The 17,208-nt window shown below is 72.9% G+C and carries 18 protein-coding genes; 7 read left to right on the top strand and 11 right to left on the bottom strand.

All coding sequences use genetic code 11. From position 1 onward, the window contains the following. A complete protein-coding gene (locus tag NBW76_RS08175) occupies nucleotides 1-561 on the bottom strand; it encodes a DUF177 domain-containing protein (protein ID WP_235493009.1) in 561 nt (186 codons plus the stop codon). Between the two features lie 200 nt (nucleotides 562-761). Between NBW76_RS08175 and dinB the strand changes: the two genes are divergently transcribed. Beyond that, nucleotides 762-1,964, top strand: coding sequence for a DNA polymerase IV (gene dinB, locus NBW76_RS08170; RefSeq protein ID WP_056555417.1), 1,203 nt, complete (start codon nucleotides 762-764; stop codon nucleotides 1,962-1,964). Between the two features lie 14 nt (nucleotides 1,965-1,978). On the opposite strand, the gene coaD is transcribed toward dinB, so the two are convergent. Genes coaD through NBW76_RS08150 form a run of 4 tightly spaced genes read right to left on the bottom strand, consistent with a single transcriptional unit; the run spans nucleotide 1,979 to nucleotide 6,821 of the window. Further along, on the bottom strand, nucleotides 1,979-2,458 hold the full coding sequence (gene coaD / locus NBW76_RS08165; RefSeq protein WP_055965456.1) for a pantetheine-phosphate adenylyltransferase: 480 nt from the start codon (nucleotides 2,456-2,458) through the stop codon (nucleotides 1,979-1,981). A 13-nt stretch (nucleotides 2,459-2,471) separates the two neighbouring features. Continuing rightward, on the bottom strand, nucleotides 2,472-3,026 hold the full coding sequence (gene rsmD, locus NBW76_RS08160) for a 16S rRNA (guanine(966)-N(2))-methyltransferase RsmD (RefSeq protein WP_056555414.1): 555 nt from the start codon (nucleotides 3,024-3,026) through the stop codon (nucleotides 2,472-2,474). After that, nucleotides 3,023-5,215 (bottom strand): ATP-dependent DNA helicase RecG, encoded by a 2,193-nt coding sequence (recG, locus tag NBW76_RS08155; protein WP_200932676.1) that lies wholly within the window; start codon nucleotides 5,213-5,215, stop codon nucleotides 3,023-3,025. The genes rsmD and recG overlap by 4 nt, the downstream gene beginning before the upstream one ends. Nucleotides 5,216-5,225: 10 nt before the next feature. Next, a complete protein-coding gene (locus tag NBW76_RS08150) occupies nucleotides 5,226-6,821 on the bottom strand; it encodes a DAK2 domain-containing protein (protein ID WP_055965445.1) in 1,596 nt (531 codons plus the stop codon). A gap of 166 nt (nucleotides 6,822-6,987) precedes the next feature. Between NBW76_RS08150 and rpmB the strand changes: the two genes are divergently transcribed. After that, the gene (gene rpmB, locus NBW76_RS08145) at nucleotides 6,988-7,173 is read left to right on the top strand and encodes a 50S ribosomal protein L28 (protein ID WP_055965440.1); all 186 of its coding nucleotides are present in this window, start codon (nucleotides 6,988-6,990) and stop codon (nucleotides 7,171-7,173) included. Then, entirely contained in the window at nucleotides 7,143-8,579 is a 1,437-nt protein-coding gene (locus NBW76_RS08140) for an amidase (protein ID WP_235493008.1), read from the top strand. The genes rpmB and NBW76_RS08140 overlap by 31 nt, the downstream gene beginning before the upstream one ends. Nucleotides 8,580-8,682: 103 nt before the next feature. Here the strand turns inward: NBW76_RS08140 and NBW76_RS08135 are convergent, their stop codons facing one another. Then, nucleotides 8,683-9,672, bottom strand: coding sequence for a thiamine-phosphate kinase (locus tag NBW76_RS08135; RefSeq protein WP_055965437.1), 990 nt, complete (start codon nucleotides 9,670-9,672; stop codon nucleotides 8,683-8,685). Between the two features lie 81 nt (nucleotides 9,673-9,753). Between NBW76_RS08135 and NBW76_RS08130 the strand changes: the two genes are divergently transcribed. Both NBW76_RS08130 and NBW76_RS08125 read left to right on the top strand, forming a co-directional pair. Beyond that, complete coding sequence (locus NBW76_RS08130) at nucleotides 9,754-9,990, top strand: Lrp/AsnC family transcriptional regulator (RefSeq protein ID WP_055966413.1); 237 nt, start codon at nucleotides 9,754-9,756, stop codon at nucleotides 9,988-9,990. Between the two features lie 2 nt (nucleotides 9,991-9,992). Beyond that, a complete protein-coding gene (locus NBW76_RS08125; RefSeq protein WP_056555411.1) occupies nucleotides 9,993-10,460 on the top strand; it encodes a DUF3515 domain-containing protein in 468 nt (155 codons plus the stop codon). A 204-nt stretch (nucleotides 10,461-10,664) separates the two neighbouring features. On the opposite strand, the gene NBW76_RS08120 is transcribed toward NBW76_RS08125, so the two are convergent. Then, complete coding sequence (locus NBW76_RS08120) at nucleotides 10,665-11,756, bottom strand: D-alanine--D-alanine ligase family protein (protein ID WP_055965431.1); 1,092 nt, start codon at nucleotides 11,754-11,756, stop codon at nucleotides 10,665-10,667. A 111-nt stretch (nucleotides 11,757-11,867) separates the two neighbouring features. Between NBW76_RS08120 and NBW76_RS08115 the strand changes: the two genes are divergently transcribed. Continuing rightward, complete coding sequence (locus NBW76_RS08115; RefSeq protein WP_056555759.1) at nucleotides 11,868-12,932, top strand: PLP-dependent aspartate aminotransferase family protein; 1,065 nt, start codon at nucleotides 11,868-11,870, stop codon at nucleotides 12,930-12,932. 21 nt (nucleotides 12,933-12,953) lie between these two features. Here the strand turns inward: NBW76_RS08115 and NBW76_RS08110 are convergent, their stop codons facing one another. Both NBW76_RS08110 and NBW76_RS08105 read right to left on the bottom strand, forming a co-directional pair. After that, the gene (locus tag NBW76_RS08110) at nucleotides 12,954-13,955 is read right to left on the bottom strand and encodes an NAD(P)H-dependent glycerol-3-phosphate dehydrogenase (protein WP_055965428.1); all 1,002 of its coding nucleotides are present in this window, start codon (nucleotides 13,953-13,955) and stop codon (nucleotides 12,954-12,956) included. Next, nucleotides 13,955-14,794: a 1-acyl-sn-glycerol-3-phosphate acyltransferase gene (locus NBW76_RS08105; RefSeq protein WP_082480700.1), complete on the bottom strand. Its 840-nt coding sequence runs from the start codon at nucleotides 14,792-14,794 to the stop codon at nucleotides 13,955-13,957. The genes NBW76_RS08110 and NBW76_RS08105 overlap by 1 nt, the downstream gene beginning before the upstream one ends. A 107-nt stretch (nucleotides 14,795-14,901) precedes the next feature. Between NBW76_RS08105 and NBW76_RS08100 the strand changes: the two genes are divergently transcribed. Continuing rightward, nucleotides 14,902-15,180, top strand: coding sequence for a hypothetical protein (locus NBW76_RS08100; RefSeq protein ID WP_056555408.1), 279 nt, complete (start codon nucleotides 14,902-14,904; stop codon nucleotides 15,178-15,180). Here NBW76_RS08100 and NBW76_RS08095 read toward each other — a convergent pair. Together NBW76_RS08095 and NBW76_RS08090 are read right to left on the bottom strand one after the other, a co-directional pair. Continuing rightward, nucleotides 15,177-15,656, bottom strand: a complete 480-nt coding sequence (locus NBW76_RS08095) for a hypothetical protein (protein WP_056555405.1) — start codon at nucleotides 15,654-15,656, stop codon at nucleotides 15,177-15,179. The genes NBW76_RS08100 and NBW76_RS08095 overlap by 4 nt on opposite strands. A gap of 10 nt (nucleotides 15,657-15,666) precedes the next feature. Continuing rightward, nucleotides 15,667-17,190: a hypothetical protein gene (locus NBW76_RS08090; protein WP_156364827.1), complete on the bottom strand. Its 1,524-nt coding sequence runs from the start codon at nucleotides 17,188-17,190 to the stop codon at nucleotides 15,667-15,669. Nucleotides 17,191-17,208 lie beyond the last annotated feature (18 nt).

Raw genomic sequence — 17,208 nt, 5'->3', positions numbered from 1 at the left:
CTACTCCTTGTTCGGCCCCGGGACATCGCCCGGGAGGTTCTGGGTCAAGCGGCCCAACGACGCCCAGCGGGGGTCGATCGGATCGCCGTGTGTGTGGTCTGGATCGTCCGCGAGGCGCGCCCCGCACTCGGGGCACAGTCCCGGACATTCCGGATCACACACGGGGTTGAGCGGCAGTGCGAGCACCACCGCGTCCCGCAGGACGGGTTCGAGGTCGAGCAGGTCGTCCTCGAGGGCCGGAAGCTCGTCTTCCTCCCCGTCCTCCTCAGCACCGTCGCCGGCGCCGATCGGGTCGTACAGGTACAGCTCCTGCAGGTCCACCACGACGGTGTCGTCGAGCCGGTCCAGGCAGCGGACGCACTCGCCCACTGCTCGCGCCGAGGCGGTGCCGGTGGCCAGCACCCCGTCCATGACGGCCTCGAGCCGGAGCTCGAGATCGATGGACGATCCCTCGGGCACGCCGTAGACGTCGTGGCCCAGATCCGCCGGCGCCTCGATGGTCCTGGTGAACGTACGCTCGGTCCCTGGTCGGCGTCCCAACACCTGGGTGTCGAAGACCAAGGGGCCCGGTTGCACGTTCACGTCCGTCCGTCGATGTGCACAGCAGATCACAGCCTGCAAGCAGGCCGCCGTCCATCATAACCGGTGCCCGCGCCGCGACACCAATCGCGTACCTGCACCCTACGACCCGCCCGGGCCCTCCGGGGCCTCCCCGGACCGATGGGCCCCCGTATGTCGGTGGACGGTGGGACCCTCGAGCCGTGGAGACGTCGGCGGAGCGCGAGGGAACGGTGCTGCACGCCGACCTCGACTCCTTCTTCGCCTCCGTCGAGATCCGCGACGACCCCGCGCTGCGCGGCCGTCCGGTGGCCGTCGGCGGGGGCGTGGTCATGGCGGCCTCCTACGAGGCACGCGCCCGAGGTGTGAAGGGGGCGATGGGGCTGCGTCAGGCCCTCCGGCTGTGCCCCGACCTGGTGGTGGTGCCGCCCCGTCCGGCGGCCTACACGCAGGCCAGCCGCGAGGTGTTCGCCGTCTTCGACGACACCACCCCGCTGGTCGAGGGCGTCTCGATCGACGAGGCGTTCCTCGAGGTCGGCGGCCTCCGCCGCATCCGGGGCGCACCGTCGCAGATCGCCACGCAGCTGCGCGCCGACGTGCGCGAGCGGGTCGGGCTGCCCATCTCGGTGGGCGTCGCGCGCACCAAGTACCTCGCCAAGGTCGGCAGCGCCATGGCCAAGCCCGACGGCCTGCTCGTGATCCCGCTCGACGACGAACGCCGCTTCCTGCTCTCCCTGCCGGTCCAGGCCCTGTGGGGCGTCGGGCCGCGCACCACCGAGAAGCTGCACGCCGCCCGCATCCGCACCATCGCCGACGTCGCCGCCCTGGAGCGAGGTGAGCTCGCCTCGCTGGTCGGTGTCGGTGCGGCCGCACACCTGCACGCGCTCGCCTCGGGCCACGACCCGCGGCGCGTGCGGGCCCGTCCGTCGCGGCGCTCCATGGGGGCCCAGCACGCCCTCGGCCGGGGTGAACGGACCCCTCAGGAGGTCGAGGTGGTGCTCCTCGGCCTCGTCGACCGCGTGGCGCGGCGTCTGCGCTCGGCGGGGCGGACGGCGTCGACCGTGGTGCTGCGGGTGCGGTTCGACGACTTCACCAGCTCCACCACCTCGCACACACTGCCCCGGCCGAGCGCCCACACCCAGGTGCTGCTCGAGGCCGTGATGCACCTGCTGCGGTCGCGTCACGGCGAGATCGCTCGGCGGGGCATCACCCTCGTCGGCTTCCAGGCCGCCGGCCTCGACGACCACGGCGAGCAGCTGCTGCTCCCGCTCACGGCCGCCGACGACCCCGGGCTCGACTCGGCGGTCGACGCCGTGCGTGATCGCTTCGGAGCACGCGCGGTGCGTCGAGGTGCCCAGCTCGGGCGGGGCGAGCGGCCCGCCATGCCGACGCTGCCGGACGACTGAGCCGTCCGCGGAGCTCAGGAGCGGCCGAAGACCTCGTCCAGGCGCGCGAGCACGAAGTCGGGCACCAGCCCGCTCACGTCTCCCCCGCCCTTCGCGACCTCCTTGACCAGGCTCGAGGCCAGGAAGGAGTACTCGGGACTGGTGGGGATGAACACGGTGTCGACGTCGGTGAGGCTGCCGTTCATCTGGGCCATCTGCAGCTCGTAGTCGAAGTCCGAGACCGCCCGCAGGCCCTTCACGATGGCCGACACGTCGTGCTCGGTGCAGAAGTCGACCAGCAGGCCCTGGAAGGAGTCGACCGACACGTTCGGCAGGTCGGAGGTGGCTCGGGCGAGCAGGTCCATGCGCTCCTCGAGCGAGAACAGGCTCTTCTTGTTCTCGTTGACCAGCACGGCCACGACTACCTCGTCGAACAACCGGGACGCCCGGCGCACGATGTCGAGGTGACCGTTGGTCACCGGGTCGAAGGAGCCGGGGCAGACGACACGGGTCACGGCGCCGACGCTATCAGGGCTCGTCGCTGCGGGCTCCGAACCACACGGTCGTCTCGCCGTGCGCCCGCTCCCGGAAGCCCTCGAAGCCCGGCGGCCACACGAACGGCGTGCGGGTCGAGCGCTCCACGACCACCACGGCGTCGTCGGCCAGCACCGCGTGGAGCCCGCTGACGACGGCCGCGACGTCGTCGGTGCTGACGGCGTAGGGCGGGTCCAGGAGGACCAGGTCGTAGGGACCCGTCGCCGACCCGACGAAGCTCGCCGCGCTCGTGCGGTGCACGACGGCCTCGGCGCCGAGGTCGCGGACGTTCTGCTGCGCCACCTGCACTGCCCGACGGTCGGACTCGACCAGGTCGGCCGAGGCGGCACCACGCGACAGCGCCTCGAGGGCGAGCGCCCCGGATCCTGCGTAGACGTCGAGCACCCGGAGCCCGTCCAGCCCCCCGAACAGCGAGACCAACGACGCGAAGAGCGACTCGCGCACCCGGTCGGACGTGGGACGGGTGCCGTCGCCGGAGGGCGTGCGGAGCCGTCGACCGCCCCACGTCCCGGCGATCACCCGCGTCACGTGCGCTCCAGGTAGTCGGCCTGCCGGGACTGCTCGAGCCGGTCGACGGCGAGCCGGAGGTCCGGTGCCGAGTCGAGCGCGGGATCGGACTCGACGAACGCGGTCGCGACCTCGCGCGCGTCGGCGATGATCTTCTCGTCCTTGACCACCGACAGCAGGCGCAGGCTGCTGCGGATGCCCGACTGGGCGGCACCCAGCACGTCGCCCTCGCGCCGCTGCTCGGCGTCGAGCCGCGACAGGGCGAAGCCGTCGGACGTGGACGCGACGGCGTCGAGACGCTCGCGCGACGGCGACTCCTCCTCCGCCGAGGTGACCAGCAGGCACAGGCCGGGATGGCCACCACGACCGACGCGTCCGCGCAGCTGGTGCAGCTGCGACACCCCGAACCGCTCGGCGTCGACGACCACCATCACCGTGGCGTTGGGCACGTCGACCCCCACCTCGATCACCGTGGTGGCCACGAGCACGTCGATCTCGCCCCGCGCGAAGGCGGTCATCGTCGCGTCCTTCTCGTCGGCCGGCTGGCGTCCGTGCAGCATGCCAAGGCGCAGGCCCTCGAGCGGGCCGGTGGCCAGCTCGTCGTGCAGGTCCAGCAGGGACCGGGTCGGTGGGGCGTCGGGGTCTGCGGCCTCGGCCACCGTCCCTTCGGCGTCCTGGCCGATCCGCGACACGACCACGTAGGCCTGCCGGCCCTCGGCGACCTCCTCGCGCACCCGGTCCCAGGCCCGCGCGAGCCAGTCGGGGCGCTCCGCCGCCGGGACCACGGTGGTCTGGATGGGCCGACGTCCGCCGGGCAGCTCGCTCAACGTCGAGGTCTCGAGGTCGCCGAACACCGTCATCGCGATCGTGCGCGGGATGGGCGTGGCCGTCATGACGAGGACGTGCGGCTTGACCTCCGTGCGGTCGACCAGCACGGCGCGCTGCTCGACGCCGAACCGGTGCTGCTCGTCGATCACCAGGAGCCCGAGCTCGGCCAGCTGCACGGTGTCCTGCAGCACCGCATGGGTGCCGATGACGATCCCGGCGGCACCGGACGCGGCGTCGAGCAGGGCCTCCTTGCGCGCCTTGGCCCCCATGGAACCGGTGAGCAGCCGCACCCGCGTGCCCTCGGCCGCTCCCCCGAGCATCCCGCCCTGCGCGAGCGCCCCGAGCATGGCCGTGATGCCGCGGTGGTGCTGCGCCGCCAGCACCTCGGTGGGCGCCAGGAGCACGGCCTGCGCGCCGTCGTCGACGACCTGGAGCATGGCAAGGAGCGCGACGATCGTCTTGCCCGAGCCGACCTCACCCTGGAGCAACCGGTGCATCGGGTGCTCGCGGGCGAGGTCGGCCTCGATCTCGGCCACCACGGCCCGCTGGCCGTCGGTGAGCGTGAACGGCAGCTGCTCCTCGAAGGCGTCGCGCAGACCGCCGACGCGACGGGGTCGCGGTGCTGCGGACTGGCCCAGGGCGGCGTGCCGACGCTGGGCGAACACCGTCTGCAGCACGAACGCCTCCTCGAAGCGGAAGCGGTCGCGCGCGAGTTGCCACTGCTCGGTGGAGCGGGGCCGGTGGATCATCTCGAACGCCTCGGGGGCGGCCGGCAGGCCCCGGGACGCCCGGACGTCGGCCGGGACCGGGTCCTCGACGTCGGCGATCGCCAGCACCGTCTCGACGGAGCGCTCGATGGCGAGCGAGGGGATCTTCGCGCTCGCCCGGTAGATCGGGATGATGCCGCGCGCGATCCGTCCCTCCATGGCGTCGGGACCCTCGAGCGGCTCGTACAGGGGATGGGTGAGCTGGAGGCGGCCGTTGAACGCACCGACCTCGCCGGCGAACAGCCCGACCGTGCCGGGCGCCAGCTGCGCCTGCCGCCACGGCTGGGAGAAGAACGTGAGGGTGATCCGCGCGTTCCCGTCGGTGATGGTCACCTCCGTGCGGGTCTTGCGCCCGCCCGGGCCGAAGCGTCGGTTCACCGCCTCGACCACGCGGGCCATGACCGTGGCGTACTGGCCGACCTGGAGCGCCGCGAGGTCCGTCATCTCGCCCAGCGACACGTAGCGCCGCGGGTAGTGGCGCAGCAGGTCGTCGATGGTCTCGAGCCCGAGCGTGGCCAGCTTCTTGGCCGTCGCGTCGCCCACGACCGAGCGCAGCCGACGGTGCGGCGGGTTGGCCGGCGGGTTGGTCGGCGTGCCTGCGGGGGTCGTGCTCACTGCCCCACTCCTACTCCACCGCGACGAACAGCGGGTAGTTCTCCTGGCCGCCCTGGTAGACGACCACGTCGACGTCGACCCGCTCGGCCCGGAGGCGGCGGGACAGCTCCTGCGCGACGTCGTCGTCGGCTCCGTCGCCGACGACCAGGGTGACCAGCTCGGCCGCCGGGGACACGAGCCGGTCGAGGACCGCACCCGCGACCTCGGCGACGTCGTGACCGACCACCGCGAAGTCGCCGGAGACCACGCCGAGCACGTCGCCGACGTCGCACGGGCCGGCCATCGTGATGCCCGGCTCGGTGGCCACCGTGACGGCGCCGTGCTGGGTGTGGGCGGCCGCGCTCGACATGGCGACGACGTCCTCGTCGAAGTCCAGGCCGGGGTCGTGGACCGCCAGTGCCGCCAGACCCTGCACCTGGGCGTGGGTGGGGATGACCGCGACGCGCACGCCGTCGGCGCGCACCTGCTTGGCCGCCGCGTCGAACAGGCCGACGTAGCGCTGGTTGTTGGGCAGCACCACGATCTCCGCGACGTCGAGGGAACGCAGCGTCCCGAGCATCGTGGCGACGTCGACGGGCCGGTCACGGGTGAACTCGAGGACGTGGGCCCCGGCCTCGCGGCACAGGTCGGCCAGCCCGGCGCCGGTGGCGGCCACCACGACGGCACGACCGACCGCGGCCTCGCCCCGCTGACGGGCGATCTGGTCGGCGAAGTGGGTGACGGCGATGCGGTACGGCCGGCCGGCCTGCATGCCGGCCTCGATCGCGGCGCCCACGTCGTCGACGTGCACGTGGACGTTCCACAGCCGTTCGCCGCCCACGACGACGAGCGAGTCGCCCAGGCCGTCGAGCGCGGTGCGCAGTGCGGGGATCTCGCTGTCGTCGGCGTCGAGCAGGTACATGACCTCGTAGCCCGGACCCCCTTCGACGAAGTCGTCGCCGGCGGGCGCCACGGGGCGCGGCACGTGGTGGGCCGCCGGCTCGGGGGCGCGGCCGGTGAGGGCGCGCTCGGTGGCGTCGAGCACCACCACGAGGGCGCGACCGCCCGCGTCGACCACGCCGGCCTGGGCGAGCCTCGGCATCTGCTCGGGCGTCCTGGCCAGCGCGACCCGCGCCGACGCGGCAGCCAGGGCGAACACGTCGCGGGCCTCCGCGCCGGACTCCACCGCGTGCTCGGCCCCCTCGGCCGCCGCCCGGGCCACCGACAAGATGGTGCCCTCGACCGGCCGACCCACGGCGGCGTGCGCGGCATCGGACGCGGCCCGGAAGGACCGCGCGACGTCGGCGGGCTCGACGGGGGCGTCGAGGGACAGGTCGTGGAAGGTGGCGCGCACGAGCTGGGAGAGAATGACGCCGCTGTTGCCCTTGGCTCCCGTGAGCAGGCCGTCGGTGTGGGCGCGGACGAGGTCGGCGAGGGCGACGTCGTCGGGCAGTGCCGCCACCGCGTCGGCCCCGGCCACGAAGGTCAGGTAGGCGTTGGTCCCGGTGTCGCTGTCGGGGACCGGGAACACGTTGAGCGCGTCGATCTCGGCCCGGGTGGCCGACAGCGCCTGCACGCACAGCTGGGTCCACGCACGGAAGGCGTCGGGACGCAGGCGCAGCACCATGGGGTGAGGTTAGCGTGGCCCCAGGACGTACCGGTGGCACCCGCGACGGGCGATTGGCCCCGCCCGGTGGGCATCGGCTATCCTTGAGCGGTTGCCCGCCGTGCGGGCGCCCCTCATCTTTCGTCGTCCGACGAATCCCCGTATCGAGTTAGCAGGAGTGGTCACTGTGGCAGCGGTTTGTGACGTGTGCACCAAGGGACCTGGCTTCGGCCACAACGTGTCCCACTCGCACCGACGCACGAAGCGTCGTTTCGACCCCAACATCCAGCGCGTGCGCGCCGTCGTCGACGGCACGCCCAAGCGTCTGAACGTCTGCACGTCGTGCCTCAAGGCCGGCAAGGTCAGCCGCTGAAGCACGTCCATGCCTTCGGCGACGATGCTCTCGGTGAGCTCGACGCCGTCGGCGTGGCGGCCTCGATCGCCGATGGAAGCATCAGCGCGGTCGAGGCTGCTCAGGCTGCCGTCGCCCGTGCAGCCGCGGTCGAGCCGCACCTCAACGCGATCGTCGTCGACGACTTCGAGCGTGCGCTCGCCCTGGCGTCCGGCCCCCTGACAGGTCGACTCGCCGGCGTCCCGACGTTCGTCAAGGACAACACCGACGTCGCAGGCCTGCCCACGCGGCAGGGCTCGCGCGCCATCCCGCCGACACCGGCCGCGGCCGACGCGCCGTTCACCACGCAGCTGCGCGCCGCCGGCCTCGTCCCGCTCGGCAAGTCCTCCCTCCCGGAGTTCGGCTGGAGCGCCAGCACCGAGTTCGACCAGTGGGAAGCCACCCACAACCCGTGGGACACCGACTTCTCCAGCGGCGCCTCCTCCGGCGGCGCAGCAGCGCTCGTCGCGTCCGGCGTCGTCCCGATCGCCCACGCCAACGACGGTGGCGGCTCCATCCGCATCCCCGCCGCCGCGTGCGGCCTGGTCGGGCTCAAGCCGACCCGGGGACGGCTGGCGCCTGACGCCCACGCCGAGCAGATGCCCGTCGACGTCGTCTGCAACGGCGTGGTCACGCGCACCGTGCGCGACACCGCCCACTTCCTGGCCGCGGCCGAGGCGCACCGCACGGCCCCGGGGCTCCCCCTCGTCGGCCTCGTCGAGGGACCGGGCGACCGTCGTCTGCGCATCGGCCTGGTGCTCGACTCGCTCACCGACACGCCGACCGACGACGAGACCCGCGCGGCGGTGCTCGCCACGGCGGATCGACTCACGTCGCTCGGGCACGAGGTCGTGGAGGTGCCGCTGCCCGCGGCCGACGCCTTCGCCGAGGCGTTCAAGCACTACTGGGCGATGCTGGCCTTCTCGACCCACCACTTCGGCAAGCGGGTCATGCACCCGCAGTTCGACAAGTCGGCCACCGACCCCCTCACGCAGCACCTGGCGCGCCGCTTCGCCCGCTCGTTCTGGCGCACGCCGGGGGCGATCCGTACGCTCAAGCGCAGCGAGCACGAGCTGCGCGAGCACTTCGCCGAGAACCGTCTCGACGCCGCGCTCTCCCCCACGCTGGCGCACACCACGCCGCGCCTGGGGCACCTGTCACCCAACGGCGCGTTCCCGGAGATGTTCGACCGCCTGGTCCGGTACGCCGCGTTCACCCCACTCAACAACGCCACGGGCTCCCCCGCCGTCTCGCTGCCGCTCGGCCGCACCGCCGAGGGCCTGCCGATCGGCGTCCAGCTCCAGGCGCTGCACGGCGACGAGCGCACGCTGCTCGAGCTGTCCTACGAGCTCGAGGCCGCCCAGCCGTTCGCGCGCATCCAGGACTGACGCTTCCGCTCGGCGGCGCCAAGGCCTCGATCTCGACACACCACCCCGTGCTCCTTCGTCGCCGGGGCGGCTACTCGGTCAGCGGATGGTCGTACGGCGCGAGTCAGCGCCAGTGCTGCCAGCCGGTGTCGCCGTCCCAGGGGGCGTCGTCGACGTGCACCGCGGGCGACTCCTCCCCCGCGACGTCGCGCACCGAGCCGATGACGGACCACCCGGCCGGCAGCTCGGTCGCCGAGCTGAACGTGGCAGCGAGGGCGAAGTCCTCGCCCCCGGTCAGGACCATCGCGAGCGGATCGGTGCCGAGCGCCTCCGCCACGGTGCGCACGGGCTCGTCGATCGCGAGCGTCGACGACCGCAGGTCGATGAGCACCCCGCTGGCCACGGCGACGTGACCGAGGTCGGCGAGGAGACCGTCGCTCACGTCGATCATCGCCGTCGCGCCGGCATCGGCGGCCGCCGGACCCGCCGCGTACGGAGGCCGGGGGCAGCGGTGCGCCTCCACCGCAGCCTTCGGCGAGCGGAACCCGCGGCTCATCGCGGCGTACCCGGCAGCGGACCAGCCCAGCCGTCCTGCCACCGCCACGACGTCGCCGGGCAGGGCACCCGACCGGCGCACCGGTCGCGGCGCGTCGCCCATGACGGTGACCGCGACCACCACGACGTCGCTGGCCGTCATGTCACCGCCCACCACGTGTGCACCGACGAGAGCGGCCTCCTGCTCGAACCCCTTCGCCAGCTCCACGACCCAGGCCGACGGAGTGTCCGCGGGGACGCCGAGCCCGACCGTGAGCGCCGTGGCCACACCCCCCATGGCGTTGACGTCCGACAGGTTCGCCGCGGCGGCCTTGCGGCCGATCTCGAGCGCCGAGGACCAGTCGCGCCGGAAGTGCCGACCCTCCACGAGGAGGTCCGTGGAGACCACGAACGTCCCGTCGTGGGTCCGCACGTGCGCAGCGTCGTCACCGGGTCCGATCAGCACCCGCGGGTGCGATCCTGCGGCCGCCTGCACCTGGTCGATGAGGCCGAACTCGCCCACGTCGGACACCGACGACGGACTCGAGGCGTCGGCCGCTCCCTGCTCCTGTGCTGGCACCCGCCCATTGTGGACCAGCCGGGCGGCGACCCACCTGCGAGGTCGAGTATGGTGTCGAGGTTCCCGAGCACGGAGGTCAGCATGACGGTCCAGGCCTACATCCTCGTCCAGACCGAGGTCGGCAAGGCCTCCCAGGTCGCGCAGGAGATCGCCGCGATCCAGGGTGTCACGGTGTCCGAGGACGTCACCGGCCCGTACGACGTGATCGTCCGCGCAGAAGGTCCTTCGATGGACCAGCTCGGCACGCTCGTCGTCCAGAGCATCCAGAAGGTCCCCGGCATCACCCGCACGCTGACCTGCCCCGTCGTCAAGATCTGACGGTGCCCCGCCACGCCGGGCGTCGTCTCGGCCTCGTCGTCGCCGCGAGCCTCGTCCCGCTCGCGGCCTGCGGCAGCGGCGTGCTCGTCGACGCCTACCCCACCGCACCGGGAACCGACGTCGACTGCGGGGCACTGATCGCCGACTTGCCCTCGTCGGTGGACGGCCTCGACCGACGCACCCTCGAGCAGGACGTCCCCGCCGCGGCGTGGGGCGACCCGCCCGTGGTGCTGCGCTGCGGCGTCCCCACGCCCGAGGCGTTCGAGCCCACCTCCGAGTGCAAGCTCGTCGACGGGGTCGACTGGTTCGACGAGCAGACGGCCAACGGCTTCCGCTTCACGACCGTCGGCCGACGCGCGAACGTCGAGGTCGACGTCCCGGCCGTGCACGACCCCGCGGCCGACGTGCTGGTCGACCTCGCCGAGAGCATCGCCAAGCACCTGCCGGTCGAGCAGCCCTGCCGCGGCTGAGCGTCGGGTCCGGAACCAGGCGAGCACCCGGAGCGCCGCCAGAGTGACGCACGATTCTGCGTTCGTGCACGGACGCTCGAACGATGCTGCGTTCGCGACGGGATCCCGTCGCGACTGCAGAATCCTTCGGAGGTTCACTCCCGAAGGCAGAATCGTGCGTGAGTCCGGCACCACCCTCGCCGCGGCCACTCGGCCGAGACCGGCCTAGCGCAGACCGGGCTCGCGCTGCAGGGCCAGCTGCAGCAGGCGGTCGACCAGGTCGGCGTACGAGACACCGCTGGCCTCCCACAGCACGGGGAACATCGACGTGGAGGTGAAGCCCGGCATGGTGTTGATCTCGTTGACCACGAGACCGTCCGGGGCCGTGCCGGTGAGGAAGAAGTCGACGCGGGCGAGCCCCTCGCAGCCCAGCGCCTCGAAGGCCTGGATCGCGTAGGCGCGGATCCGCTCGGACAGCACGTCGGAGATGTCGGCGGGCACGAGGTTGGCGCTCGAGCCGTCGAGGTACTTGGCCTCGAAGTCGTAGAAGTCGTGGGTCGCGTCGTCGTTGCGGACCTCGCCCACCACGCTCGCCTCGGCCGTGCCGTCGAGACGCTGGACCACGCCGACCTCGAGCTCGCGCTTGTCGATCGCGGCCGCCTCCACGATCACCTTCGGATCGTGCTCACGGGCCGCCTCCACCGCGGCCACGAGCTGCGAGGGGTCGTCGACCTTCGTCACCCCCGAGCTGGAGCCGGCGCGTGCGGGCTTCACGAAGACGGGGAGCCGCAGCGCCCGCACCCGGTCCAGCACCTTCTCGCGCTCGAGGTCCCACTGGCGCGGGGTGATCGTCACGTAAGCGATCTGCGGCAGCCCGGCGGCCGAGAACACGGTCTTGGTGAACGGCTTGTCCATGCCGACGGAGCTCGCGAGCACCCCGGCGCCGACGTACCGGACTCCCGCCATCTCCAGCAGACCCTGGATCGTGCCGTCCTCGCCCCACGGGCCGTGCAGCAGCGGCAGCACCACGTCGACGTCACGCAGCTCCTCCCACGCGAACGGCGCCCCGTCGGGATCGACGTGCGGCAGACCACCGTCGGGGACGACGCCCCCGAGGTCGTCGCGCACCCATCGTCCGTCGGGGGTGATCCCCACGGTGGTCACGTCGTACCGACCCCGGTCGATCACGGACACCACGTTGCGGGCGGTGAGGCACGAGACCCCGTGCTCGCTGGACCGACCGCCGAACACGACGGCGACCCTGGGTCGAGCGGTCGAGTCCCCCGTCGGAGTCACTGCCGGTGCGCTGGAGTTCATCGCACGACAGCCTAGCCCGGCCACCCCTGTCCCGAGCGTGCGCCACGTCACCGACGGAAGGGGGTCCCCGGGCCCTGGGCCGATGCGGACCGGCGGGGCACAATGGTGGCCATGCACGGACCCGACCTCTCCTCCTCGACGATCGCCGTCGGAGCCGGTCGACCCGCTCGCACCCCGGGGGCACCACTCAACGCACCGATCACGCTCGCGAGCGCGCTCGTGCCCGGCGGGGACTCCGAGTACGGGCGGCACGGCAACCCGGCCTGGACCGCGTTCGAGGAGGTGCTGGGTGCCCTCGAGGGCGGACGCGCCCTGGCGTTCGCCTCCGGCCAGGCCGCCACGACCGCGGTGTTCGACCTCGTGCCCGCGCGGGCGGCCGTCGTCGCGCCCGCGGCGGCCTACTCCGGCACCCTCGTGCAGCTGCGCGAGCGTGCCCGGCGCGGACTCATCGACCTGCGCCTCGTCGACGTCACCGACACGCAGGCCGTGATCGACGCCGCCGACGACGCCGCCCTCGTGTGGCTGGAGTCGCCCACCAACCCGCTGCTGGAGGTGGCCGACATCGAGCGCATCGCGAGCGAGGCCGCGCGGTCCGGCACGGCCGTGGCCGTCGACAACACCTTCGCGACGCCGCTCCGCCAGAAGCCGCTCGAGCTCGGGGCCGACTTCGTGGTGCACTCGGCCTCGAAGCTGATCTCGGGCCACAGCGACGTGATCCTGGGCGCGGTCGTCACCGGGAACGACCGCGCGCACCGGGCCATCGAGGCACGGCGCGCGAACCTCGGTGCCATCCCCGGCGCACTCGAGTGCTGGCTCGCCACCCGCGGCATCCGCACCCTGCACGTGCGCCTGGACCGCGCCGAGGCCAACGCCCGCGAGATCGCCACCCGGCTGCAGACGTCGCGGGTCGTCGCCGGCGTCCGCTACCCCGGCTGGGGCACGATCGTCTCCTTCGAGGTCCTGGGTGGTCCCGAGACGGCGCAGAAGGTCACCGAGCTGTCCGACGTCATCACCTACGCCACGAGCCTCGGCGGCGTGGAGTCCACGTGGGAGCGGCGACGGCGCCACGAGCAGGAGCCGTCCGGCGTGCCGGAGAACCTCGTGCGGCTGTCCGTGGGCATCGAGGACGTCGAGGACATCTGGTACGACGTGGAACGCTCCCTCGCGTCGATCTGACGCCTCGGGGCGACGTCCGCGTCAGCGCACCTCGGGCTTGGCCTCGCGCGAGATGAGGGCCTTGACCAGGTTCTCCGGGTCCATCTCGCCGGCGATGAGCGCGGCGACGTGGGCGACGATCGGCATGTCGACGTCGTGCGCGGCGGCGAGCTCGGCGACCGACTGGCAGGACTTGACGCCCTCGGCGACCTGACGGGTCTGCGCGGTGACCTCCTCGACGCTGAGCCCCTGGCCCAGCTTCTCGCCGAAGCTGCGGTTGCGGGACAACGGGGACGAGCAGGTCGCGACCAGGTCGCCCATGCCGGCGAGCCCGGAGAAGGTGAGCGGGTCGGCGCCGATCGCGATGCCCAGGCGGGCGGTCTCGGCCAGCCCGCGCGTGATCACCGACGCCTTGGTGTTGTCGCCGAACCCGAGTCCCACGCACACCCCGACCGCCAGGCCGATGATGTTCTTCGTGGTGCCGCCCAGCTCGCAGCCGATGACGTCGGTGTTGGTGTACGGACGGAAGGCGGCGGTGTGGCAGAGCTGCTGGAGGCGCTCGGCCACGGCCTGGTCGGCGCAGGCCACCACGCTGGCCGCCGGCTCGCGGCGGGCGATCTCCTTGGCGAGGTTGGGCCCGGTGACCACGGCGATGCGCTCGGGGCCCGCACCGGTGAGCTCGGCGATGACCTCGCTCATCCGCAGGTGGGTCCCGAGCTCGACACCCTTCATGAGGCTCACCAGGACGGCGTCGTCACCGATCGCGGCGCCCCAGTCCCCGAGGTTGGCGCGCAGCTGCTGCGACGGGACGGCCAGCACGACCACCTCCGCGCCGTCGAGCGCCTCCCGGGGGTCGTTCGTGGCCCGGATGGCCTCGGGCAGCTCGATCCCCGGCAGGTAGTCGGCGTTCTCGTGGGTGGCGTTGATCGCGTCGCAGAGCTCGGCTCGGCGTCCCCACAGCCGCACCTCGTTGCCGGCGTCGGCCAGCACCAGGGCGAACGCGGTGCCCCACGATCCTGCTCCCATCACGGCAGTCCTGACCATCACGGCTCCTTCGGGGTGTCGGCACCGCCGGGATCGGCGGGTGCAACGTCATGCGGTGCGGGGTCGTTCGGTGCGGGGGCGGGGCCGCCCTCGAGGGGCGCCCGGAAGTCGCTGCGCGGCCGGGCCAGCGTGTGCACGTCGATGCGGGGCCCCGTCGGCAGCTCACCGCGGATCTCGCCGACCATCGCCGTGAGCGCGTCCATGAGTCGACCCGTGGCGGTGCGCAGGACCTCCTCGGTGAGCGGCCGGTCCCTGAGGTCGGACAGGTCGACCGGGTCGCCGATCACGACGTGGATGGTCTTGCGCGGCAGGAACTTCGGGACCTTGGTGTAGGGCCACAGGATCTTCTGGGCCCCCCACTGCGCCATGGGCACGAGCGGTCGACCGGTGGCCAGGGCCACGCGCACGGCCCCGGTCCGTCCGCTCATGGGCCAGAGCTCGGGGTCGCGGGTGATCGTGCCCTCGGGGTAGATGGTGACGACCTTGCCCGACTCGACGGCGGCCACGGCCGAGCGCAGCGACTCGGCCGCACCCTCGGTGCTGCGGTGGACCGGGATCTGCTCCGCGCCGTGCAGGATCGCGCCCAGCCCCTTCACCGAGAACAGCGTGTCCTTCGCCAGGAACCGAGGCGCGACCTGGTGGTCGACCATGAAGTGGCTGATGAGGATCGGGTCGAGGTGCGAGAGGTGGTTCGGGGCGAGCACGTAGCCACCGTCCGTCGGCAGCTTCTCGACGCCGCGCCAGTCCCGCTTCGTCGCCACCATGAGGAACGGACGGAGGATCCGGACGATCCACCGCGTGGCTCTCGGGAGCACGAGGCGATCCGCAGGGCGATCCATGGGGGCGAGCCTATGACGAGAGGGGCTCGTTCGGCGTCGCGGTCCCCGCGGTGGGGACCGTGTCGGCGCCCGGGGTGACGAGAAGCCCTTCGGCTCGTTGGTCGTGCATGGCCCTCCTCCCCGCGAATCCCGCCGCCGTGCTCAACCGCGCCGACACTGCGCTGAAGAACGTGGACGGGGTGCTCGGTCGTGTCGACGGCACGCTCGGCAGCGTCGACACGACCCTCGGCACGGTCGACGTCACGCTGGCCGAGACCCGGCAGGCCCTCGGTGAGGTCAAGAACCTCCTCGCGGAGCTGCAGTCCGAGCTGGAGCTGCTGCACCAGGTGCCGCTCATCGCCGAGCAGGTCGCCCAGATCCACGCCGCGGTCACGAAGCAGGCCTAGGGACCGGTCGACCGCCCGGCGCACCACCGCGCGAGACGCCGGTGCCGGTGACCGAACAGCGCGACGGCGAGCCGGCGGACCACGGGGGCCGCGAGCGCGAGCCGCGGCTCGACCGTGAGTCGGTCGTGCACGTGCGTGCCTCCGTCCGGACCGGGCGTGAGCGTGCGCTCGTGCTCCCAGAGCCGCGCGCTGAGCATCCGCGAGACCTCGTGGAACCGACGGCCGTGGTCGAGCTCGACCACCGTGAGGTCGTCGTACTCGACGGGAAGCACCCCGAACAGACGGATCCACGCCTTCCCGAGCGGAACACCCACCGGGAGCGAGTGCACGTCGAGCCCTCTCGCACCGCGAGGCAGCGTCATCGAGAGCCACGGGCGCAGCTCGTGGTCGATGCCCTCGACCGAGGCCACACGAGCCCACACCACCTCCTGAGGCGCGGGCACCACGGAGGCGACCTCCACGACGACCCTGGTCATCGCGGTCCGCTCACGACGCAGACGTCCACGCCCGGATGCCGCTCGCGATCCTGTCCTCGGTCCCGCGCTCCGAGGAGCTGGCCACCCACGTGCCCGCGCGCCGGTCGATGCGCAGGACCACCGAGGCCTGACGCCCCTCCGGGTCCTCGACGCCGATCGACATGCTGAGAGACGTCTCGGGGCCCTTCCAGCGGGACAGCACCCGGGCCACGTCCTGCACGAGCGCGTCCAGCTCGTCGATGCCGGGCCGCTCCGCCCGGACGGAGACGAAGGCGTCGGTGTCGGAGGGCGGCTTCAGGTAGTCGTACTTCTCGCCGTGCGCCTGCACGCCGACCGCACCGGCGCCGTCGACCTCGCCGAGGTCGGCCACGAGGTCGAGCAGGTCGAGGCTGCCGACCGTCGACAGGTCGATCTCCTGCTCCTCCGGGTCGCCCGAACCGGTACCGGACGGCACCGTGTCGGGCTCGACCGTGACCGGCACGCGCGCGTAGGAGTCGGGATGTGCGCGGCGGGCGCGCTCGAGGGCCGCACGTACCTCGTCGAGCGGACCCAGGGCACGCACCCGGAGCGTGTTGGCCTGGACCGAGGCGCTCACGGCGGGCTCGTCCTCGAGGCTGCTGAGCAGGGCGCGGCGGTCGGCCTCCGTGCCGGTGTCGCCGCCGTCGGGATCCTGCGTCGGGTCGGGACGGGCGGCGAGCACGTTGTCAGCCACCACGACGGAGACGGCGAGGCCGTCCCCGCCACGAGCGTCGTCGAGGAGGGCCTCCAGCGCCGTCGCGTCGGAGGCGGACCGGACCCCGAGGAGCACGCCCGTGCCGTCCTGCTCCTCGTCCTCGGGCCGGGACCCGATGCTCACGCCGGTGAGCCGGGACGCCCCGAACTCCTCGGCCACCGCCACCGTGAACGCGACGGCACGCTCGGGGTACTCCTCGGAGACCACGAGCCGGCTGGCCCCGGAACGGTTCTCCGGCCGGGTCGTGAGGACCATGCCCGGGCTCGGGAGCGTCGCGACGCCGTCCCAGAGGTCACGGCCCGTCGGCCACTGCAGATCGGGCGACTCCTGCACCGACGCGGTGAGCGTGCTGCGGTCGGCGGCACGCGTCAGGCCCCACGACGAGACACCGGCGAGCTCGAAGCTGGCCACGGCGAGGCGCGCCGTGGCCGCGTCCGCGGATCGTTCGCTGTCCTCGTCGAGCGACACCGAGACGCGGGGGTCGGAGCCACGCGGCTCGGACGACGCAGCGTCGTCGGCCTCTCCCTCGACGACCTCCACGGTGGTGGCGCCCGTGTCGCGAGCCTCGCCGAACACCGTGGTGAGCTGCGAAGCGCGGATGGTCGGGCGGACCTCCACGCGGACGCTGCAGCGCCCCAGCTCGCAGCTGGAGCTCGCTCGCTCGACGCCGGCGAGCTCCTCGAGCGCGGCCACGTCGTCGTCGTCGACGCCACAGCCCGTCAGCACCGCCGCGGCCACGAGACCTGCCAGGACCGTCGAGGCAGCACGCCTGGTCCTGCTCCGGACCACCCCCGTCGTCATGGACGGAGAGTAGCGCCC

Source organism: Aeromicrobium sp. Leaf245, from assembly GCF_942548115.1.
Lineage (GTDB): Bacteria > Actinomycetota > Actinomycetes > Propionibacteriales > Nocardioidaceae > Aeromicrobium.
The sequence above is the reverse complement of the archived record's forward strand: the minus strand, read 5'-3'. Positions and strand labels throughout refer to the sequence as shown.

Excerpts from the sequence above, each read along its gene's own strand:
- NBW76_RS08150 (WP_055965445.1), bottom strand. The coding sequence starts at position 6,821 with ATGGTGCTGCGCCTGCGTCCCGACGCCTTCCGTGCGTGGACCCAGCTG.
- NBW76_RS08130 (WP_055966413.1), top strand. The coding sequence starts at position 9,754 with ATGACGGTCCAGGCCTACATCCTCGTCCAGACCGAGGTCGGCAAGGCC.
- NBW76_RS08120 (WP_055965431.1), bottom strand. The coding sequence starts at position 11,756 with ATGAACTCCAGCGCACCGGCAGTGACTCCGACGGGGGACTCGACCGCT.
- NBW76_RS08115 (WP_056555759.1), top strand. The coding sequence starts at position 11,868 with ATGCACGGACCCGACCTCTCCTCCTCGACGATCGCCGTCGGAGCCGGT.
- NBW76_RS08110 (WP_055965428.1), bottom strand. The coding sequence starts at position 13,955 with ATGGTCAGGACTGCCGTGATGGGAGCAGGATCGTGGGGCACCGCGTTC.
- NBW76_RS08105 (WP_082480700.1), bottom strand. The coding sequence starts at position 14,794 with ATGGATCGCCCTGCGGATCGCCTCGTGCTCCCGAGAGCCACGCGGTGG.
- NBW76_RS08100 (WP_056555408.1), top strand. The coding sequence starts at position 14,902 with ATGGCCCTCCTCCCCGCGAATCCCGCCGCCGTGCTCAACCGCGCCGAC.
- NBW76_RS08095 (WP_056555405.1), bottom strand. The coding sequence starts at position 15,656 with ATGACCAGGGTCGTCGTGGAGGTCGCCTCCGTGGTGCCCGCGCCTCAG.
- NBW76_RS08090 (WP_156364827.1), bottom strand. The coding sequence starts at position 17,190 with ATGACGACGGGGGTGGTCCGGAGCAGGACCAGGCGTGCTGCCTCGACG.